At 37.1% G+C, this 20423-nt stretch carries 20 protein-coding genes; 12 read left to right on the forward strand and 8 right to left on the reverse strand.

Annotated features, from left to right (window positions below; translation table 11 throughout):
* Positions 1 to 62: 62 nt before the first annotated feature.
* Positions 63 to 1709 (reverse strand): methyl-accepting chemotaxis protein, encoded by a 1647-nt coding sequence (locus AVFI_RS05625; RefSeq protein WP_080562640.1) that lies wholly within the window; start codon positions 1707 to 1709, stop codon positions 63 to 65.
* A 257-nt stretch (positions 1710 to 1966) separates the two neighbouring features.
* Complete coding sequence (locus AVFI_RS05630) at positions 1967 to 3973, reverse strand: methyl-accepting chemotaxis protein (RefSeq protein WP_012534337.1); 2007 nt, start codon at positions 3971 to 3973, stop codon at positions 1967 to 1969.
* A gap of 389 nt (positions 3974 to 4362) precedes the next feature.
* Between AVFI_RS05630 and AVFI_RS05635 the strand changes: the two genes are divergently transcribed.
* The 4 genes from AVFI_RS05635 to AVFI_RS05650 all read left to right on the forward strand — a co-directional run bounded on the left by AVFI_RS05635 (position 4363) and on the right by AVFI_RS05650 (position 8726).
* Positions 4363 to 5463 (forward strand): transporter substrate-binding domain-containing protein, encoded by a 1101-nt coding sequence (locus AVFI_RS05635; RefSeq protein WP_188863247.1) that lies wholly within the window; start codon positions 4363 to 4365, stop codon positions 5461 to 5463.
* 88 nt (positions 5464 to 5551) lie between these two features.
* Positions 5552 to 6253 (forward strand): class I SAM-dependent DNA methyltransferase, encoded by a 702-nt coding sequence (locus AVFI_RS05640; protein ID WP_054775543.1) that lies wholly within the window; start codon positions 5552 to 5554, stop codon positions 6251 to 6253.
* Positions 6254 to 6314: 61 nt separating this feature from the next.
* Positions 6315 to 7250: a LysR family transcriptional regulator gene (locus tag AVFI_RS05645; protein ID WP_005418855.1), complete on the forward strand. Its 936-nt coding sequence runs from the start codon at positions 6315 to 6317 to the stop codon at positions 7248 to 7250.
* A gap of 270 nt (positions 7251 to 7520) precedes the next feature.
* Positions 7521 to 8726 carry a NupC/NupG family nucleoside CNT transporter gene (locus AVFI_RS05650; RefSeq protein WP_017018186.1) on the forward strand — a complete coding sequence of 402 codons (1206 nt, stop codon included), beginning with the start codon at positions 7521 to 7523 and terminating at the stop codon, positions 8724 to 8726.
* Between the two features lie 146 nt (positions 8727 to 8872).
* On the opposite strand, the gene AVFI_RS05655 is transcribed toward AVFI_RS05650, so the two are convergent.
* The 5 genes from AVFI_RS05655 to AVFI_RS05675 all read right to left on the reverse strand — a co-directional run bounded on the left by AVFI_RS05655 (position 8873) and on the right by AVFI_RS05675 (position 12657).
* Positions 8873 to 9775 (reverse strand): glucosaminidase domain-containing protein, encoded by a 903-nt coding sequence (locus AVFI_RS05655; protein WP_054775544.1) that lies wholly within the window; start codon positions 9773 to 9775, stop codon positions 8873 to 8875.
* A 147-nt stretch (positions 9776 to 9922) separates the two neighbouring features.
* Complete coding sequence (locus AVFI_RS05660) at positions 9923 to 10420, reverse strand: peptidylprolyl isomerase (RefSeq protein WP_005418862.1); 498 nt, start codon at positions 10418 to 10420, stop codon at positions 9923 to 9925.
* A gap of 10 nt (positions 10421 to 10430) precedes the next feature.
* Positions 10431 to 11282: a class A beta-lactamase gene (gene bla / locus AVFI_RS05665; protein ID WP_054775545.1), complete on the reverse strand. Its 852-nt coding sequence runs from the start codon at positions 11280 to 11282 to the stop codon at positions 10431 to 10433.
* 51 nt (positions 11283 to 11333) lie between these two features.
* Entirely contained in the window at positions 11334 to 12251 is a 918-nt protein-coding gene (locus AVFI_RS05670; protein ID WP_188863246.1) for a 1-aminocyclopropane-1-carboxylate deaminase/D-cysteine desulfhydrase, read from the reverse strand.
* 61 nt (positions 12252 to 12312) lie between these two features.
* On the reverse strand, positions 12313 to 12657 hold the full coding sequence (locus AVFI_RS05675) for an HNH nuclease YajD (RefSeq protein WP_054775546.1): 345 nt from the start codon (positions 12655 to 12657) through the stop codon (positions 12313 to 12315).
* Between the two features lie 237 nt (positions 12658 to 12894).
* Here AVFI_RS05675 and AVFI_RS05680 point away from each other — a divergent pair, with 237 nt between their 5' ends.
* From AVFI_RS05680 to AVFI_RS05715, 8 genes are all read left to right on the forward strand, one after another.
* Positions 12895 to 13254, forward strand: coding sequence for a hypothetical protein (locus tag AVFI_RS05680; protein ID WP_005418870.1), 360 nt, complete (start codon positions 12895 to 12897; stop codon positions 13252 to 13254).
* Between the two features lie 111 nt (positions 13255 to 13365).
* The gene (locus AVFI_RS05685) at positions 13366 to 13833 is read left to right on the forward strand and encodes a methyltransferase family protein (protein WP_005418871.1); all 468 of its coding nucleotides are present in this window, start codon (positions 13366 to 13368) and stop codon (positions 13831 to 13833) included.
* Between the two features lie 112 nt (positions 13834 to 13945).
* On the forward strand, positions 13946 to 14722 hold the full coding sequence (locus tag AVFI_RS05690; RefSeq protein WP_063654719.1) for an outer membrane lipoprotein-sorting protein: 777 nt from the start codon (positions 13946 to 13948) through the stop codon (positions 14720 to 14722).
* A gap of 15 nt (positions 14723 to 14737) precedes the next feature.
* On the forward strand, positions 14738 to 15967 hold the full coding sequence (locus tag AVFI_RS05695) for an ABC transporter permease (protein WP_054775547.1): 1230 nt from the start codon (positions 14738 to 14740) through the stop codon (positions 15965 to 15967).
* Positions 15957 to 17174, forward strand: coding sequence for an ABC transporter permease (locus AVFI_RS05700; RefSeq protein ID WP_054775548.1), 1218 nt, complete (start codon positions 15957 to 15959; stop codon positions 17172 to 17174). Before AVFI_RS05695 ends, AVFI_RS05700 begins: the two co-directional genes overlap by 11 nt.
* 9 nt (positions 17175 to 17183) lie before the next feature.
* Positions 17184 to 17867, forward strand: a complete 684-nt coding sequence (locus AVFI_RS05705; RefSeq protein ID WP_011261737.1) for an ABC transporter ATP-binding protein — start codon at positions 17184 to 17186, stop codon at positions 17865 to 17867.
* Between the two features lie 122 nt (positions 17868 to 17989).
* Positions 17990 to 18883, forward strand: coding sequence for a DnaJ C-terminal domain-containing protein (locus AVFI_RS05710; protein WP_054775549.1), 894 nt, complete (start codon positions 17990 to 17992; stop codon positions 18881 to 18883).
* A gap of 38 nt (positions 18884 to 18921) precedes the next feature.
* Positions 18922 to 20106, forward strand: coding sequence for a hypothetical protein (locus tag AVFI_RS05715; protein ID WP_188863245.1), 1185 nt, complete (start codon positions 18922 to 18924; stop codon positions 20104 to 20106).
* A 47-nt stretch (positions 20107 to 20153) separates the two neighbouring features.
* Here the strand turns inward: AVFI_RS05715 and AVFI_RS05720 are convergent, their stop codons facing one another.
* A complete protein-coding gene (locus AVFI_RS05720) occupies positions 20154 to 20411 on the reverse strand; it encodes a DUF2798 domain-containing protein (protein ID WP_011261740.1) in 258 nt (85 codons plus the stop codon).
* Positions 20412 to 20423 lie beyond the last annotated feature (12 nt).

The raw sequence follows: 20423 nt of genomic DNA on the forward strand, positions 1-20423 counted from the left end.
AGTTTGAAATATTAAAGCCCTTAGAGATAAGATCTTAAGGGCTTTTTATTAGGTGCAATTTATTAAATTTTAAAGAATGCCAGCTCTTCTTTTTGTGAGACTGCCAGTTGTGATAGCTCGTTAGCGGCTTGTTGAGTTTGATTAATCGCAGCTACATTTTGATTAACAAGATCAAAGGTGTTGGTTGTATTTAATGCGATTCGTTCTGTGAGTGTGAACTGCTCTTGAGAGGTGCTAGCCACCAAGGTGTTCATCTTCGATATAGATTGAACTGAATTCTCAATGTAGCTGAAAGAGGATTTTACATTCTCAGATAAAGCAACAGACTCTTGAATAAGTTCTACATTACTTATCATGTTGTCGTTTGCCTTTTCAGATTGTGCCTGCAGTTGAGCGATAATTTCTTGAATACTTTGTGTTGATTCTTGAGTTTTTGATGCAAGGTTACGAACTTCATCAGCAACCACGGCAAAACCTCGACCGTATTCACCAGCACGAGCTGCTTCAATTGCAGCATTGAGTGCCAATAAATTTGTTTGGTCTGAAATGGTACTGATAACTGCAGTTACTTCCCCAATGTCCATTGCATTGGTTTTTAGTTCAGCAATCATACTTGCTGTTAGTTGCACCGACTCATTGATTCTCTGAGTTAAATGGATTGATTCATCTAAGGTTTGGTTACCTTGAGCAACGCTGTCTATCGCTTTACTTACTTCTTCTTCAGCGTAAACTGCATTTGATGTCACTTCTTTTGAGGTTGTCGATAATTCACTAATTGCGTGTGAAATCTCTTCAACTTGCGCTAATTCATGTTGAGCATTATTCGCTGTGTTTTGCATCACTTCAGTCAGTTGTTCTGATGACGTTGCAACATGGGTTGAAATATCACTGCTGCTTCTTATCGCAGCGCCGACTTTTTCATTAAGAATAATTAATGAATTGTAGATACCAACAGCACTTGAAGCGTTATTAAAACGTTGAGATAGATTACCTTCAGAGATCTTCTTAATCATCTCAGATAGCTCCCAAGGTTCACCACCTAAAGAAACTCTAAAGCTACGCTCAATAATCAAACCAATAAATAAAGAGGTAGCTAAAGCAAACATGCTAAGGATTAACATTAATTGTTGAAAGCCACCAGCAACATTTCTCGCTTCAGGCGTAAGAATTTGGTTTCTGTTTTCTTGATAATCAATAAACTGGTTAATGTCATCTAGCCACTGGATAAATGCAGGGCGAATTGAATCTAAGACAACATCGGTAGTGAGTTTGCCTGATTTTTTATCACGAATAACTTGATCGATTAACGGCAATGTTGTTTTTTGAATTTTTTCGATTTTAGCTAAAATGCTAAGCTCTTCGTTAGTAAATGAAATACCATCTTGGCGCATTTTTTTCATTTGCGCCTCTGAATCACGGTAGAATGTTTGTAATCGATTAATTTCTTTCTCTAAATGCGAAATTTCTTGTGGGGTTCTTGCGATAGCAATATCTCTAATAGCAATGGCACGGTCATGCACACTGCCACGGTAATTGATTGCATAACGTTGTTTAACTGAATTAATGTCGGTCATCTCAGTTAACGTATGATCAATAATATTTACTTTTTGTATTCCTAAAATGGTAAGTAAAAGCATCAGAAATAACGTGATACCAAATCCTATTATTAAGCGAGCGCGAATAGTTAGCTTTGAAAAATTGTCCAAAATATATACTCTTATTTTATTGTTTGATTTATGGGTAGTATATTTTCTGTTTGTTTAATTAATATTCAGAAAATAATCGTTGAGCGTACCCATGAGCTAGTATCTAATTTTAGAGTCTTAAATAAAAGACGTTAACGAATATATTTCTGAGTTATTTTGAAATGGAATAATGATGTTAAGTCATTTTATTGTTTTGATAACTTATGAAAGAAAGGTAATAACTGAATGGCCCACTTGGATTAACAAGTGGGCATAGTAGATTAACTAAGTTTAAACAGAGCAATCTCTGACTTTTGCTGCTCGGCCAGTTTTGCTAGTTCTTGACTTACTAATTGTGTTTGATGAATTGATGACACGTTTTCATTAACTAAATCAAAGGTACGAGTCGTATTTTTAGCAATATCTTCAGTAACAGAATATTGTTCTTGAGATGCAGTAGCTACTAATGTGTTGATATCCGAAATCGCTTGAACTGAATTTTCAATATCATTGAAAGACAGTTTTACATCTTCAGCTAATACAACTGATTTCTGAATTAACGTAACATTCTCAATCATATTATTATTTGCTTTCTCAGATTGAGATTGAAGCTTTGAAATAATCTCTTGAATATGCTGTGTAGATTGTTGTGTTTTAGCTGCTAGGTTACGTACCTCATCAGCAACGACGGCAAAGCCTCGACCTTGTTCACCGGCTCTTGCCGCTTCAATGGCCGCATTTAGAGCAAGAAGATTGGTTTGATCTGAAATAGAACTGATTACATTAGTTACTTCACCAATGTTAACTGCATTTGCTCTTAATTCTTCAATCATTGATGCCGTTTGTTGAACAGAATCATTAATGCTACGAGTTAAAGACATCGAATTTTCTAAATGTTGTTTACCAATATCGACATTATTGATGGCTGATTGAGCTTCTTCTTCAGCATGAGTTGCATTGGTCGTTACTTCTTTAGATGTACTTGAAAGTTCACTGATTGCAGTTGAAATTTCTTCTACTTGCGCCAACTCATGCTGAGAGTTATTTGCGGTCACTTCCATTACTACATTAGATTCTTCTGCACTGGTAGCTAATTGGGTGCTACCAATATCCATTTTTTGTAATACCGAATGAAACTCAGCAAGCATTTCATTTAAATATTTAGTACTTACACCTAATTCATCTTCAGATAATACTTTTGCTCTTATGGTTAAGTCTTTATCTTTAGATACCGTTTCAATTACTTGTGATAGCTGTACAGCTTGACCAATTAATAGTTTAGAGATAATGACCGACGAAACGATAGTAATAGATAAAATAAGCAAGATAATGAATAAGCTTGAATAAATAGCCGTATTTACTTCACTATTTAGGCGTGAAATTACTTTTTCAATATCATCAACCAGTAAGTCTTCATATTGTTTAAATTCATTAATTCGATTTGTAGAGGCTTGATACCATTCACTACCTGATACAGTAAATTTACCAGAAACATATTGTTTATTTACCATGTCACGAATGTTCGATACTTTTTGTGAAATGGAATCAGAGAGTATTTTATTTAAAGCGTCAACTTGCTTAGAGGTTGCGTATTCGATGAATGTAGCAAGGTAGGCATTTTGAGTTGAATCAAGTGCTACAAATGTTTTGTATAAGGTTAAAGGGACAGGACCTGAACTTGATAAAATGTTATTTAGACTGGCGCGTTCTTTTCCTGCTGATTCTTTGATTTCTAAAAATAATGAATAGTTTCTCAAATGAGGTGTTAGTGTTCGCTCAGTTGATGTTTTAACGATCATATTACTTAAAGATAAGAACAGTCGGTTAATATCCGTATAATATTTTGCCGCATTTGATGGCGATATTGCTAACTTATCAACATTATTACGAATAGTATTTAATTGATTTAACTGCGTAAATATTGTTTGCATATCGTTATACACGGCAATATTTGTTTTTTGTATCGATTGTGCTTTTTCTTTTAATGATTGTAGATACGTATTGAGTACAGAATCTGTTTCTTTTCGTTGCTCAAGCATTTCACTTTTAAAGTTTGCACCTTTTGAACTAACAAATCCTGCAGTAGAGCCACGTTCTTTTTGAAGTTCGTGAACAATTAAACTGCCTTCAATTGAAATATCGGTCATTGAAGTAATGTCTTGTAGTTCAGAACGTAGTGAAACGGTTTTGTATAGTGTATCAAGTGAAAAGAAGAGCATCCCAATGATCGGAAGGGTAATGATTAAAAGGATTTTTTGCTTAAACGAGAGTTTTTTTATGAAATTCATGATGCTTAATCTTCGTAAATAATATTTTTTGGTTATTAGTATTTGTCAATTGCATTGTGTTTACTTTATGTGTGTTTTTAATGTTTCTCTATGAGTTCTCAAAATCAAGAATATTTTATATGATTAGTATTTAATCTTATCTACTACTTTAGAGTGGTTATTTATACTGAATTTAATTGAAATCATTGTTAATAATAGATTTTATGAAGGTATTGTTTTTTGTTTTGGCTTACCTAAAATCTGAAAAGTTTCAATTTCATTTTTATTATGAACCAAGTTAATTGTTTTAAAATCAATAACAAATATTCGAGATTATTTATAACCACTGCTACCTTTTACTATAGATATAAATAAAAAGAGTAAGCTCTATATTTTAAGGAGTTCATATTATGCAAGGAGATAGGGGAAAGCGTTTGTTGTATAGAGGAGCGGTTCGTTTATTCTCGATTCTATTGATTTTTAGTTCTTTTTTCACACAAGCACAGCCGCAATTAAAGGTGGGTGCTTATCATTGCCCTCCATTTATTTTTGAATCTAGCGCAGAGCAGTATGACGGTTTGAGTATGATTCTTTGGCAACGTATTGCTGAAATCATGCAAGTTGAATACAAGGTAAGTCATTATGGGCTTCAAGAGTTACTCAGTGCGGCTGAAGTAGGTGAAATAGACGTAGGTGTTTCATGCATATCAATAACCCCAGATCGTGAAGAGCATGTCGATTTTTCCCATTCCTTTTATGAAACTCACCTTGCTATAGCGGTTAAAAATCGAAGTTATCTTGATTCATTTATTAGCATTATTACTAATAAAACCTTATGGAAGGCTATTGGTATTTTCTTATTTGTTGCAATCTCAGTAGGGGCATTTTATTACTTCTTAGAGCGTAAAAATAACGATAAATTGTATTCAATGCCTACAAAACGAGGACGTATAGCTGAAGCGTTTATTCTGGGTGTTTTGTTTATTACTAAAGGACCATTTAATTATTTTGAATTTAAAACATTATCGGCAAGAGTGGTTACGGTATTAATTGCTATGTTTTCTACCGTATTTATTGCCAGTATCACGGCAGTACTAGCAAGTTCACTCACATTAGAGCAGTTAAGGTTTGATGTAAAAGGCATTAATGATTTATCAAAAGTAAAAACGGGGGCAAAACAAGGAACAACCGCATCGTTATTGTTGAGTAACCACAGCATTGCTCATGATACGTATAAAGACATGGATAGTTTATTGTTAGCACTAGAAGAAGGGAAGTTAGATGCCGTTGTCGCTGATGATGCCGTATTGCGATATATGATTAAGCAAGGTAAATCCAAGGAGTTATTTTTAGATTTAACGGTCTTACCGTATCAATTAGAAAAACAAAATTACGGTTTAGTGTTAATTGAAAATAGTCCTTATGAAGAGAAAATTAATCGAGCATTATTACAAGTTCGTGAAACTAACGAATGGCATCAAATATTATTAGAGTATTTTGCTGAAAAATAACAGACGTTGGTGAGTAAAAAGTATCAGGTTTAGGTTGTGTCACGTATTATGCAGTTGCGACAATATTGAGTGAATTTAGGAGTAATTGATGTCGAGTATGTACACAACATTCGCAGAGCAATACGACACAGCAGTTCAAGATAACATTTACAATGCACACTTAGAGCGACCATCATTACAAGCTATTATTGGTGATGTGAGTGAGTGTGATGTGATTGACTTGGGCTGTGGTTCAGGCGTTTATGCAGATTACCTAATTAAAGGTGGGGCATCAAAATTAACTTGTATTGATTATTCTCCTGAAATGGTCGAAATAGTTAAGCGCAAATTTGGTGAGCGTATTAACGTTTATGCACAAGATGCCTCCATCGGTTTAATAAAAGAAGAAAGCGAAAGTGCTGATTTGATTATTTCACCACTGATGATTCATTATTTAGAGGATCTTTCGGTACTTTTTAATGATGTTGCGCGTGTTTTAAAAAATGGTGGGAGCTTTGCTTTTTCTACTCATCACCCTTTTGCTGATTTTGAATGTTCTCTTTCTGGTAATTATTTTGAAAGAGAGTTGATCACAGAGATGTGGGACACTGTCGGTGAGCCGCTTGAAGTTCGATTTTATCGCCGTTCTTTAACTGAATTAATTGAAGCGATAACAAAATCTGGTTTAGTTGTGACACAAGTATCTGAAGGAAAGGTATCAGAGGTAGTTAAAGATATGTCTCCTGAGCGTTATGATTACCTTTCAAAGAATCCTAATTTCATTTTTATAAAATGCCAAAAATTAGCTTAGCTTTACCATCTAGTGTTACTATCTGCGCCCCAATTTTTCTTTGAGTTTGAGGAGCAGATAGATGCATGAACGAGCCAGCCAAATGGTGATATTTTACGCCTTAGCTAAAGCTGGGAGTTTTACTGCTGCAGCAAAGCAAATGGGCGTATCAACGTCACATGTCAGTAAGCAACTCGGAGCTCTTGAAGAAACCATTAATGTAAAATTAGTACATAGAACCACGCGTTCACTCACTTTAACGGATGCAGGTCAGCAGTTTTTTTTATATTGCGAGAAGATATACAGCGCAATGACAGAAGCCAGCGCCATTATGGATGATGAACGTGATGAAGTGACTGGCATCTTACGTTTAGGCTTATCTCAATCTTTTGGCACTATGCATATTATTCCAGCCATTGATAAGCTGCGTCATCAATATCCTGATTTGCAAGTTGAAGTGCGTTTATTTGATCATAGAGCTGATATGCTTAAAGATGGTTTAGACTTGTGGGTAACCAATTTCGAAGACTTACCAGAAGGTTATGTAGCACAGCGATTAGCTGACTCTAATTTTGTCTTAGCTGCATCTCCTGATTACCTTATTGATAAAAAAGTACCTCATCATCCTTTAGATCTTGTTGAGCATAATTGCCTTACTTACCAGAGTCGTCATCGTGACTACAGCCATTGGGATTTCAGTAAAGGAAATGAGGCGTTATGTGTAAAAGTGTCTGGCAATTATCGAGTTGATTTAGCAGAAGCCGTGAGAGATGCGGCTATATCTGGATGGGGAATTGCTTATTTAGCCAGTTATTTGCTAACTGATGAGTTTAATGATGGCAAACTGATTCAGTTATTACCGGATTGGAAAGCAAGTCAGAAAATGCCAATTTATGCGGTATACCCAAGTCGAAAACACCTTCCAAGAAAGATAAGTGCGGTCATCGATTTTCTACGTGAACATATAGGACAACCGCCATATTGGGATAAAGCGCTCATGAAGCGAGTGAAATTGTAACGTTTGCTATTCCTCATTGATTGAATTTTATACTTTAAATTGTTGCCTTTTTAATCAATGAGTTACAGCGATTATGTGCCATGAAATAAATATCTTTTCCATATGGAAACAATCGTATTTCTGATTGTTTTTATTACAAGAAATCAATCAGTTAATTACTGCACATAATGTGACCTGCGTCTCATTAACAGAGTGATAGCAAAGTCGACTTGCACGCAAACCTTTGCGGATTAGAATGCGGACTCATTTTCGATAGCATAGGTTTCTATCATGACATCTTTACTTGGTATTTTTGCCATTCTACTGTTTGCTTATTTGTGTTCGACAGATCGCCGCAATATCCCTCTTAGAACCGTCTCTTTGGCGTTCGGATTACAAATTATCTTTGCTTTATTGGTTCTGTATGTTCCTGCAGGTAAAGAAGTATTAAATTCAGTTACTGCTGGTGTGTCAGGTGTGATTGATTACGGCCAACAAGGCATTGCCTTTTTATTTGGTGGTTTAGCAACAGGAAAAGTAGGCTTTGTATTTGCCATTAATGTTCTTGGTATCATCATTTTCTTCTCTGCTCTTATCTCAGCTCTTTATCATATTGGAGTCATGCCAAAAGTAATTAACTTTATTGGTGGTGGACTACAACGATTACTCGGTACAGGACGCGCAGAATCACTTGCAGCAACGGCTAACATCTTTGTAAGCATGGTTGAGGCTCCACTTGTTGTTAAACCTTACTTAAAGCACATGAGCGATTCTCAGTTCTTTGCTGTAATGACATGTGGTTTAGCCTCGGTAGCTGGCGGAACCATGGTTGGTTACGCCTCATTAGGTGTGGATCTTAATTTCCTTATTTCTGCTGCATTCATGTCTGCACCAGCAGGATTATTAATGGCTAAGATGATGGTTCCACCGGGTGATGAAGCCAATAATGATGATGAAATCACGTCTGTTGAGATTGATCATGCAACTAATGTATTTGAAGCATTAGCTGATGGTGCTATGTCTGGCTTACGTATCGCTGTTGCGGTGGGTACGACACTATTAGCGTTTGTCAGTGTGATTGCTTTACTTAACGGTTTACTAGGGCACGTTGGTGATATCTTTGGTATTAAACTAAGCTTTGAGTTAATTCTTGGCTATCTGTTTGCGCCTGTCGCTTTTATCTTAGGTGTGCCATGGAATGAAGCAATTCTTGCTGGTTCATTAATCGGTAATAAGATCGTGGTAAATGAATTTGTTGCCTTTATTCAATTAATGGAAGTGAAAGATCAGCTAAGTCCACATTCTGTTGCGATAGTTACATTTGCATTGTGCGGTTTTGCAAATATTTCAACCATGGCAATTTTGATTGGTGGTTTAGGTAGTCTTGTTCCTGAACGTCGCTCATTTATTGCGAGAATGGGTTTCAGAGCGATTACCGCAGGTGTATTAGCTAATTTAATGAGTGCTGCGATTGCCGGTGTGATTTTGTCACTTTAAGTTAATTGCTTAATTTCAAATAAAGAAAAGGTTGCGCTTAAAAAGTCGCAACCTTTATTTTTTCTAGTCCCTAGTCCCTAGTCCCTAGTCCCTAGTCCCTAGTCCCTAGTCCCTAGTCCCTAGTCCCTAGTCCCTAGTCCCTAATTCTAAAATCTCACTCGAACTGGCGTTGAGCTATCAAATGTCACCTGATCAAAACTATCTAATTTATGATGCTTAATTAATGCTTGCAGATTCTCAACATAAGCTTCACCACGGGTAGAGTAGTGAGATAAAGACTCGACTAGCTCATAACCTGATAATTTCCCTTCTGAGCGTAGTTGTTGACGTAGTTTCCAAAGATCTTTATAAGCCGATGTGGTATTCAAGTTATACATGTAGCGTGCAGTACCAGCGAATAAATTATCAAATGCTGCTACTTTTACGTGGCCACCAGGAGTACTTAAATATTTACCACCTTTAGATGATAAATGTTCACCGTATAATCCATTGCCTTTAACGGCGAAATAGCTTGTTCCCCAGCCACTTTCATCAATCCCTTGTGCTAATACCATTCCAACAGGAATAATATCAAGGCGTAAGAGTAGGTCGTCAATGGTGTTTGACTTAATATCATAAGACGTCATTAAATTCTGTAACCATACCGTTTCCGTTTTCGACCATTCGCTTTTAGGTTGTTTCGACAACGTAATAACGTCATGTCTAACTGCACTTATCTGTTTATTTACCTCAATGATGGTAGGAAGTAATAAACGAATAAATCCAGAGATCTTTTCTTGAACTGGTAATGAATTTAAATCATCCGGTAGGTTTTCAACAAAGAACGTTGGGATTTGTTCCGTTTTTATTACGTTAGCTAATTGATATTGATGCTGCTTAAATTCATTGATAAGAGATTGCGCTGAATTAAGAGAAGTCACTTTTACATTAGGGTAGGGTGAGCTTATCTTTTCTGGCGATAACGGAAGTGTTGTGTCGGCTAAGCAAATTGAAGAGATGAAAAAAAGCAGAGAAGCAAAAATATGTTTTAACGTTTTAGATAAAGACATAAATGAAGTTCCATATTTCAAATAGATAATAACATGGGATTATCTTTAAGTTATTTGTATTGTCCCAGAAAAATCAATTAGAGGGGCGATCGAAAACGGTGCTGTAATTAGCACCGTTTTTTGTGTTTTATCGAGTGATTATGGGTGTTATTCGCCCACGATAGTCACTTTCTCGATAACAATACTCTCTTTTGGAACATCGTCAAACTCACCGATGGATTTAGTTTTAATTTTGGCAATTTTTTTCACGACATCCATGCCCATTGTTACTTCACCAAATACGGCATAACCCCAGCCCGCATTTGTTGTTGCCGTATGATCAAGGAACGTATTATTAGCAATATTAATGAAGAATTCGCTTGTGGCTGAGTGCGGCGCATCAGTACGAGCCATTGCAATAGTACCGTTTAAGTTTTTTAAACCACGGTTTGCTTCATTAACGATAGGTGCACGCATCTCTTTTTCTTGCATATCAGCAGTAAAACCACCGCCTTGAATCATAAAACCTTTGATAACACGGTGAAAAATGGTGCCTTCGTAGAAACCATCTTGGCAATATTTTAAAAAGTTCTTTGAGCTAACAGGTGCTTTTTCTTTATTTAGCTCAATGTGAATATCACCAAAGTTGGTAGTAAAAATGATCATAATTCTGTTCTTAATTAATGTTAAATTCGTTGAAAATGGCATTACCAACTTCAACAATAACTTGATTACGTTCAGCCATATCAAGCTTTGTTTGAGTTAAGTAAATACTAATAATAATTGGTTGGTGTTTGTCGTTCCATACTGCGGCTGTAATGCCACGAGAACCAAAACCGCCAGCGCCTGAACGATCAGCAATAGACCAGTTATTAGGTAAAATAGAGCGCAGTAGTGGGTCAGACACTTTGTTATTCATCATCCAAGATTTTAATGTTTGTTCATCCTGTGGGTTTAAAGTGTTACCAAATAACAAAGCGTTGAGTGTTTGAGACATAGCAACGGGTGTTGTTGTATCTCGTTTATCACCATTTTTAGCTTCGTTTAATTCAGGTTCAATGCGATCAAGGCGTGTTTTATCATCACCAATAGCACGCAGGAATTGAGTTAAAGAGCTAGGGCCACCAATTTCATTTAATACAATATTTGCCGCAGTATTGTCACTCATTAGCATGGTTGCTTCACATGCTTTTTTAGTGGTGATCATATGGTCAACTAAAGGTTCTGTTACAGGAGACCAAGGTATAATTTGTTCTTTAGTTATAGAGGTGGTTTTATATTTATCAATGCCACCAACGCTTGAATCGTAAAGCATTTTTGCACAAGCGAGCGTTTTAAAGGTACTCATCATAGGAAAGCGTTGGTCGCCTTTATATTCCCATGTTTTGTTTGTTTCAGTATTCAGTACAGAAACCCCAATGTAACCTCCACTTGATAGCTCGATAGCTTCAATGTTTTGAGTAAGAGAGCCCGCAATTGCATTGTTTGCTAAAACAATAAGGCCAAATAGAAATGGTTTGATTTTCATCAGAAGTCCTAAAGATAATTTTTTATACAGCTGTATATATTAATATTAAAATTAGTCAAACTTTCGTTTGTATCTTGGAAGCATACTTTCATTCCCAAGTAATCCACCTTGGTGAATATACATTAAGGTCTGGTCAGTATTTTTAGGTAGCCATTCAGTTAAACAGCGCCACATAAGAGGGTCATACAATAGCTCGAATTCAACTTGAGTCTGTTGGTATAGCTCTTTCCAGATCTCGTAGTTTTCTCGATATAGTTTACCAAAATGGTGTTTTTTCTCTGGAGTCAGAACTTCAGGGAAATCGGTCTCACCTAATTGATAAAATTGTTTTTCAAGATACTCATCGCCACCAACACAAGAACACGTAATAACCTTAACGTCGTGAGGTTTTAAGTGTTTATGTAAAAATAGTGCGGTGGTTCCTGTTCCTGATGGTAATGCGACGGTTAGGTGCTCTATATTTTCTTCTTTTTTCCAGGCTAATACTTCTTCTGCTAGCTTTTGGACACCACTTTCAGCTAAACGGCAGCGGCCACCTTCAGGAATATAAATTTCATCTTCTTTTGGTTGTCGTATCTTGCAAATGTATTCAGCAGATGAAGTAGTAGAACCATCGTCGTCTTTAGCGTGTTCTAACTTATTTAGAGGAATGATCTTAGCGCCTAACTCTAAAGCCGCTCGATAATTACCAATTGGATTCTCTTTTAAATAGGATGGGATATGATCCACATAAAAATGAAGATGCCACTGCTTTAATTTAGCCAGTGCAGCCATCGAATATAAGGAATTTGCTTGCGGAGAACCATAGCCAATGATGGTTTTTATGTTTTGGAATTCACTCTCTAGCAGCCCCATGAATTTTCGAGCTTTGTTACCTGAGAATTGAGGGTGGAGTAGGTCATCACGTTTTAGATAAAAGCGCGTACCATTAAAGTCATGTTGTGTTACAGGACTGTTTTCGATCTTCATTCTTACAACTAGCCAAATTTAATATGGCCTTTATTTAGTTAAAGGCCATTATTTTTAATTATTATTTTTTCATCATTGCTTTTAGATCAGCAAATGGATTGTGTGTTGCTGCTTTATGGTCATCTTCACCAGCTCTAATTTCAGTGCCGTATTGATCATGTTCAGTGTATTTAGAGTGTTCATGATCATGGCAGAAAAGACACAGTAATTCCCAGTTGCTGCCGTCACTTGGGTTATTAGTATGATCGTGATCTTTATGGTGAACCGTTAATTCACGAAGATTTGAATAAACAAATTCACGAGCACAATTGCCACAAACCCAAGGGTATAATTTTAGTGCTTTTTCACGATAACCACTTTCTTGGCGAGCGTAAGTGGCACTAGTGCCATAAAAATCAGATGACATGATTCTTGTATCCTTTTAACCATTCAATTTTGAACGTTGTACTTAAAAAATAACTAAATGTATAACCTATACACATCTAAACATAGAATGGTCAATAAAGGTATTAATTTTGAATAAATCAAAGATTTCAGATCACATTTGTTGCGATCTAGCGCCGAAGAAATAGAGCAATGCTATTGCATTTGAACTCGTAGAGGTTAACTTCATTGAGTTATCATTTTTGAGATGGAAAGAAGCATGAGCGCAGATGTAAACATCATCTATAAAATACTGTGTCTATGGGGTAAGCCGAAGACTTATGCCGACTTATCAAGTGACTATAAACAACACACAAACGAATGGTATTCGCCACACTCTTGGGAAAAAGTTTTAAATGAGTTAAATGTAATTTTGTCTCAAAATGGAGCACCGCCACTAAGTGCTTTAGTGGTATCGTTAGGAACGAATGAGCCAAAGTTATCGTTTTGGTCGGGTGGGGCATCAAACGTGCCTGCGTTACCAAATAACCCATTACAGCGCACTTTATTATGGCAAAGTTTAGTGAATGATATTAATCATTATTCATGGCCTTCTCAATTAACGGACAAAAAAGAATGATGGTTTTATCCTGAAAGTAATGAGAAGTGCTATTCTTATGTTAGAAAGCATTGATAAAAAGTAATAATAAACGGTTATACGGATTTAATCGGTTATATTTAAGGATAAATAATGTGTTCTAAGCTTGAGTTAAAAGTACCGCCACCTCTTGTTATGTTGTTATTAATGGGAACCGTTTTTCTCTTTGATAGGTTACTTCCTTTCCAAATTTTCTATATACCAACCCTCACGGTAACATTGAGCATTATGTTTGTCGTTCTTGGCGCTGTGATTTCATTATCGGGTGTCCGAGAATTTAAACGTGCACAAACAACGGTTAACCCTTTAAAACCAGAAAACAGCTCATCTCTTGTCGATTCAGGTATCTATCAATACACACGTAACCCTATGTATCTTGGATTTTTATTAATATTAATAAGTTCAGTTATTTACACTCAACATCCGCTAGGTCTGGTCAGTGCTCTTTTATTTGTTACTTATATGAATCGTTATCAAATTGAACCAGAAGAAAGAGCGCTGGTGAAAATATTTGGTGATGAATTCAAATTGTATGCTGAGCAAGTTAACCGTTGGTTTTGAATTTACATTACTCTGACATTATTAGCTCTGATTCGTCTAACAGCTCACGAATTAACCACTTAAATTAATTTAAAATTATTTCATAAACGAGACATCATGGCTGGGGTGTATTATGAAAAAGAAAATTAAATTAATTATAAAAATCGTATTGTTTTTTGCATTTGTTGGTGTCGTTGGGCATGTGTTCGCCGCAGAGCCCATGTCGGCGGATAAAGTCGTTGCAAAATCAGATCAGCAAATGCGTGGTAAATCGAGTTATTCAGAAATTACGATGAATATCATTCGTCCCGATTGGACTCGTAGTATGAGTATGAAAAGCTGGACGAAAGAGCAAAACCTTTCTTTAGTATTAATCACAGGTCCCGCAAAAGATAAAGGTAGCGCATCTCTTAAGCGTGATAAAGAGATGTGGAGCTGGATCCCCAGTATTGAACGAGTAATAAAAATTGCCCCGTCGATGCTTGGACAATCTTGGATGGGTTCAGACTTCACCAATGATGATTTGATTAACCAATCTTCGATCGTCGTGGATTATGATCATAAGTTCGTAAAAGAAGAGACCATTGATGGTGATAAAACGTGGGTCATTGATGCCATAGCAAAGCCTGATGCACCCGTAGTATGGAGTAAGGTTCGTCTTTGGATATCTCAAAAAACGTTTATTCAACGTAAAGTTGAGTCTTATGATGAGTTTGATGAACTAGTAAATACGATGACGACTTACGATATCCAAGAAATGGGCAATCGCATGATAGCAACAAGAATGGTCATGATCCCTGCAGATAAGCCTGAAAATAAAACTGAAATGATCACTCATAAAGCGCAGTTTAACTTCTTAATCAATGATGAATTCTTCTCTCAAATGCAAATGAAGGCATTACGATACTAACTATAGGTGCTGAATATGCTTATTAAATTAGCTTGGCGAAACCTATGGCGACAGAAAAGAAGAACGATATTAACGGCCTCTGCATTAGCCTTGGCCTTATTACTTTCGTTGTTGATGCGTAGCATTCAAGAGGGGAGTTATACAGCAAATATCGAGAATGCCGCACGCTTATCAACTGGTCTTATTCAACTGCAAAACCCCGAATTCAAAGAAACGCAAAGTATTGATGATTTGTTGCCAATGAGTGACGACTTCATCGCCCCCACTAAGCAACAACCGAATATCCAATTTACCTTACCTCGAATAGAAACGTTTTCACTTGCGGCAGCAAAAGATAAGTCCAAAGGTGTATTGGTTGTTGGTGTCGATCCTCAACCTGAAAATACCTATTCATCTCTGGCAGATAAAGTGGTGCAAGGAGCGTATTTTACCGCAACGGATAAATCGGTATTGTTATCAGAAGGACTGGCGAGATATTTTCAGTTAAATGTAGGGGATGAAATTGTTCTCTATGGGCAAGGTTATCGAGGGCAAACTGCAGCAGGCTTATATGTAATAAAAGGCATTGTTCACTTTCCAATGCCAGATCTCAATAACCAATTAATCTACCTTCCGATTCAAGAAGCGGCGCAGCTCTTTAGTACTGAGAATCAGGTAACGTCATGGGTATTACATACACGTGATTTTTCTTTACTACCACAAACGGTTGAGCAATTACAAAAAGGATATGGGCAAGCTGTGTCTGTACGTCCATGGAACGATCTCAGCCCTGAAATGGAGCAGCAAATTCAAATTGATAGAGTGAGCGGTATCATCATGATGTACATTTTATATGGCATTGTGGGCTTTGGTTTGTTCGCCACATTATTAATGATGACCCTTGAAAGACAACGTGAATTTGGTGTGATGTTAGCGACGGGAATGGTTCGATTTCGATTATTAAAGCTATTAGTGATTGAATCTTTCTTTATTGGCTTATTAGGTATTCTTTTAGGCTTAGTTATCGCTATTCCGGTGCTTGGTTATCTCTATATCAACCCAATTACATTAACGGGTGACACCGCCAAAGCCATGCTTGAAATGGGGTACGATCCTGTTATTCCAGTATTAATCAGTGGGTGGCTTTTTATAAACCAAATGTTGATTGTTACAGGCTTACTTCTTTTATGCCTAATATATCCATTATGGCGTGTTTATCATCTCGATATTGTTACCGCATTAAAAGGAGGTTCTCATGCTACTTAAATTAGCGTGGCGTAATGTGTGGCGCAATAAAATGAGAACCTCAATTATGCTAGGAGCCATGATATTTGGTGTTGTAGGCGTGATTTTAATGATGGGTTTCATGTCTGGCTTTATTGATAATATGGTGAAAAATACTATTCAGTGGCAGACCAGTCATATTCAAATTCATCAAAAGAATTATGCGTTAAATCCGGATATCAATCTCGTTATTGATGAAGAAAAGGAAATCACTCAGCTATTAAATGATTCCTCAGAAGTGAAAGCATGGTCAAGCCGAACGTTAGTCAACGGCATGATAGCGTCAGCACGAAGTACCAGAGGTATTAAAATCAATGGTATCAATCTTCAAATGGAGAAAAAGATAACCCCGTTATCAGCGCATATCATTGATGGAAAATGGTTAAGTGCAACAGGTCGAAATCCCATTTTAGTATCGCAAAAAACCGCAGAGCGATTAAAACTGCGTGTAGGTTCTAAAGTGGTACTTACTTTTAGTGATACGACAGGTGAAGTGACTGGGGCAGCGTTTCGAGTCAGTGGTATATTTAAAACAGCGTCGAGCACGTTTGATGATGCCAACACTTACGTTCGTAAAGCAGATTTACAGAAAGTCGGAAAAGTATTCCAAGATCATGAAATAGCGATTTTATTAAACGACAATACAAAAGTAGAAGCGTTTAGAGATCAATTAATAGCAAACATAGATCCAGATAATAGTGTGCAAGATTGGCTGCAATTACAGCCTATTTTGTCAACGATGATGAGTTCTATGAATGCTGGTAATCAAGTTATCTTAGTGATTTTTATTGTCGCAATGGGTTTTGGGATCATTAATATTTTGTTGATGTCCGTATTTGAGCGAACTCGAGAGTTTGGTGTTTTGATGGCCGTTGGCATGAAGAAAGATCGGATTCGTTACCTAATCATTTTGGAGTCTGGATTTCTAGGGCTATTAGGTGGAGGGATAGGGGTATTACTGTCCATGTTATGCATAGCGGTGTTCAACCATACAGGTATCCCACTAGAATCCATGGCGCAAGGTCTTAATGCATTCGGTATTGATTCGGTACTTTATCCTAGTATTTCATGGCATCAATACGCAGTGGTATTCATTATGGTCTTCTTTGTTAGCGTGTGTGCAGGCCTGTATCCAGCACACCAGATCATTAAAAAGAATCCTGTTCAAGCAATGGCAGAAAAGCAATAAGGTGAGTGTATGACAATTCAAATTAAGCAACTATGTAAAACATACAATCAAGATACAGAGTTTCCAGTTCACGCCGTTGATCATCTTGATCTTACTATTGAGCAGGGAGAGTTTGTTGCTGTTATTGGCCCATCAGGTTCAGGTAAAACCACATTACTTAATATGCTTGGCGGTATTGATGCCGTAACGTCAGGAAAAGTGAGTATTGATAATCATGAATTAACTGAAATGGATGAAAAGCAGCTGATTGAGTTTCGACGAGACAATATAGGCTTTATCTTTCAAGACTACAGCTTATTGCCTGTTTTAACGGCATTAGAGAATGTTGAGTTTGTTATGCTGTTACAGGGTCACGAAGAGGCCGAGTGTAAATTACGAGCACAGCAATTATTAAAACGAGTTGGACTTGAAGATCAACAGCACAAGCGACCAGCTCAATTATCTGGTGGTCAACAACAACGAGTAGCCGTAGCTAGGGCATTAGCCCCACGACCTCGTTTTATTATGGCAGATGAACCAACGGCAAATTTAGATGCAAAGAGCACAGCAGAGCTGTTAGATATTATGGAAGCACTAAACCAAGAAGAGAATACAACGTTTATTTTTTCTACTCATGATTCCCGCGTATTTGAAAGAGCCAAAAGAATCATCGTATTTGAAGATGGCCAATTAAAAGAAGACAAACAACAATAATAATGTGAGATAGATCTTGACCTAAATCTGATAGTACATAAACTCCAATGATTAGTTTTAATTAAAGAAAGACGTAAGAGACTGTTCTTGCGTCTGATTCTATTCATTGACGAGGTTAAGTCATGTCTAAACGTGATTATTATGAAGTCCTTGGTGTTTCTAAAAGCAGCACAGAAAAAGAGATTAAAAAAGCATATAAACGTCTTGCGATGAAATACCACCCAGATAAAAATCAGGGTGATGCTCAAGCCGCTGATAAGTTTAAAGAAATTAAAGAAGCTTATGAAGTTCTAACCGATCCAGATAAGCGTGGTCAGTATGATGACTTTGGTCATGCAGCATTCCAAAATGGCGGTAACGGTGGTTTTGGTGGCGGCCATAGCCAAGGTTTTGGTGGGTTTGAAGATATTTTTGGCGGCGCATTTGGTGGCCGTTCTCGTGGCGGTTTTGGTAGTGGTGGATTTGAGGATATGTTCTCTCAACATCGTCAACCACGAGCGCAAAAAGGACAAGATCGTCAGTTTAATTTAACCGTTGATTTTGCTGATGCAATTAAAGGTTGCGAGCAGGTCATTGAATTGCCAGTGAATGGCGTAAATAAAAAGATCAATGTAAAAGTACCAGCAGGTATTGAAGACGGTGAAAAGATCCGTTTTGCGGGTAAAGGTGAATCAGGTATTAACGGTGGCCCAGCAGGGGATCTACTGATCCAAATTAATACTCGACCACACGCAACATTAAAACGTGATGGAAATGATTTAATTTGTCCTGTGACAACGGATTTTGTTACTGCAGCTTTAGGTGGTGAAGTTGAAATTCAGACTTTAGAGAGTCGTTTTAAACTAAAAGTACCAGCAGGAACACAAAACGGTCGTAAATTCCGCATGAAAGAAAAAGGTGTGAAAAGCCGTAAAGGTGTAACGGGTGATTTATTAGTTGAAATTACCGTAGCAACACCAACAAATTTAACGGAAGAGCAGAAAACATTGCTCATGAAGTTTAAAGAAATCGCATAACTAGCGGAAATATTTAACGAGAAAGGAGGCGTGAATATATGATGAGAAAAATCGGATTATTCATGCCTTTTTTGTTGTTTGTTAGTTATGAAATACAAGCAGAAATCCCCGGCCTTGCTCCAGAGAAAAAATGGGATTTAAATGGCTATGTAAAGTACATGGCAACCAATACCATTCCTAGCTCCTCCTTATATCCGTCTACCTTTGATAATTTAATTCACCAACGTTTTAATTTTGAATATCGTTTTTCGGATCATTTACGTGTGAATCTCGGCATGCGTAACCGCCTTATGTTTGGTGATACAGCTGAATACCCTAATTATGGAGAGTACATCTCTTATGATCCTGGTTACGTTGATTTATCGAAAAACTGGTTGGATAAAAAGGGCGTTGTGGGGAACTCACAGTTTGATCGCGCTTATATCAACTGGAATAAAAATGATTGGCAAGCGAGAGCTGGACGATTCCGTATCAACTGGGGAATGACGACGGTTTGGAATCCGAATGACATTTTCAATTCTTATTCCATTTATGATTTTGATTATGAAGAGCGTCCAGGAACGGATGCCATAATGGTAAGCAAAAAACTTGGTTTTGCTAGCTCAATTGATATGGCGTTTAACCCTAATTCAAACAGTGAACTTGATAGCTATGCAACACGATACCTTTTTAATAAACAAGGGTGGGACATGCAAGTTCTATTAGGTAAATCTCACCTTGATTATGTGCTTGGTGCCGGTTTTGCTGGGGATATTTATGGAGCAGGGTTGAGAGGCGAATTCAGTTGGTTTGAACCCACTCAGAGTCGTTATGACAACCAAGATCTTGTTGCATCCAGTGTATCAAGCCTTGAAATGGATTATCGATTTAACAGTGTGAATAATTGGGTGCTACAAGGCTCTGTTATGCATATATCTGAGCCACAAGATGTAGATAGTGCAATGAGCTATTTAAACCTCCCATTAACAGCGCGAACCCTCAGTTTTACCCACTGGACTTTGTATTCAAGCTTAGGTTTTGATATCTCTTCTTTATCACGCATGAATATCATGGGAAGTTATTATGATGACGGTTCATATTTTATAGGATTAAACCAAACTTATTCGTTATCCGATAACTGGCAGCTTATTGGGGTTGTGCAATATTTTGACGGCATCAATGATAGTGTATTTGGTGAAAACCCAAGTACCTTACTGTATGCGCAAGTGAAGTGGAGTTTTTAATATAATCATTTGCTCTCAAGCCTTTTTCTTTCGCCACTTTTGATTAATTACTGTGATTGGTATAAGTCTAGATTGCTTTTTGCTTTATCACGACATAACCACGCTGCAAACTCTCTAATCTTAGGAAGGATGGTAAGATTGGCAGTAATTGCCACAGGCCAAGCAATGGTAAAGCCATTCATCCATGCTGATACCCATTCAACACTGAATCCTCCCATTCTAATTGCCGACATAGAACCAGACATTAATAGTGCCATGGTAACTGAAGAAAGTAAGGCGGATACCCAAAATTGTTTTCTACTCATCGTTTCTCTCTT

It is taken from the genome of Aliivibrio fischeri ATCC 7744 = JCM 18803 = DSM 507, from assembly GCF_023983475.1.
In the GTDB taxonomy this organism is placed as follows: domain Bacteria; phylum Pseudomonadota; class Gammaproteobacteria; order Enterobacterales; family Vibrionaceae; genus Aliivibrio; species Aliivibrio fischeri.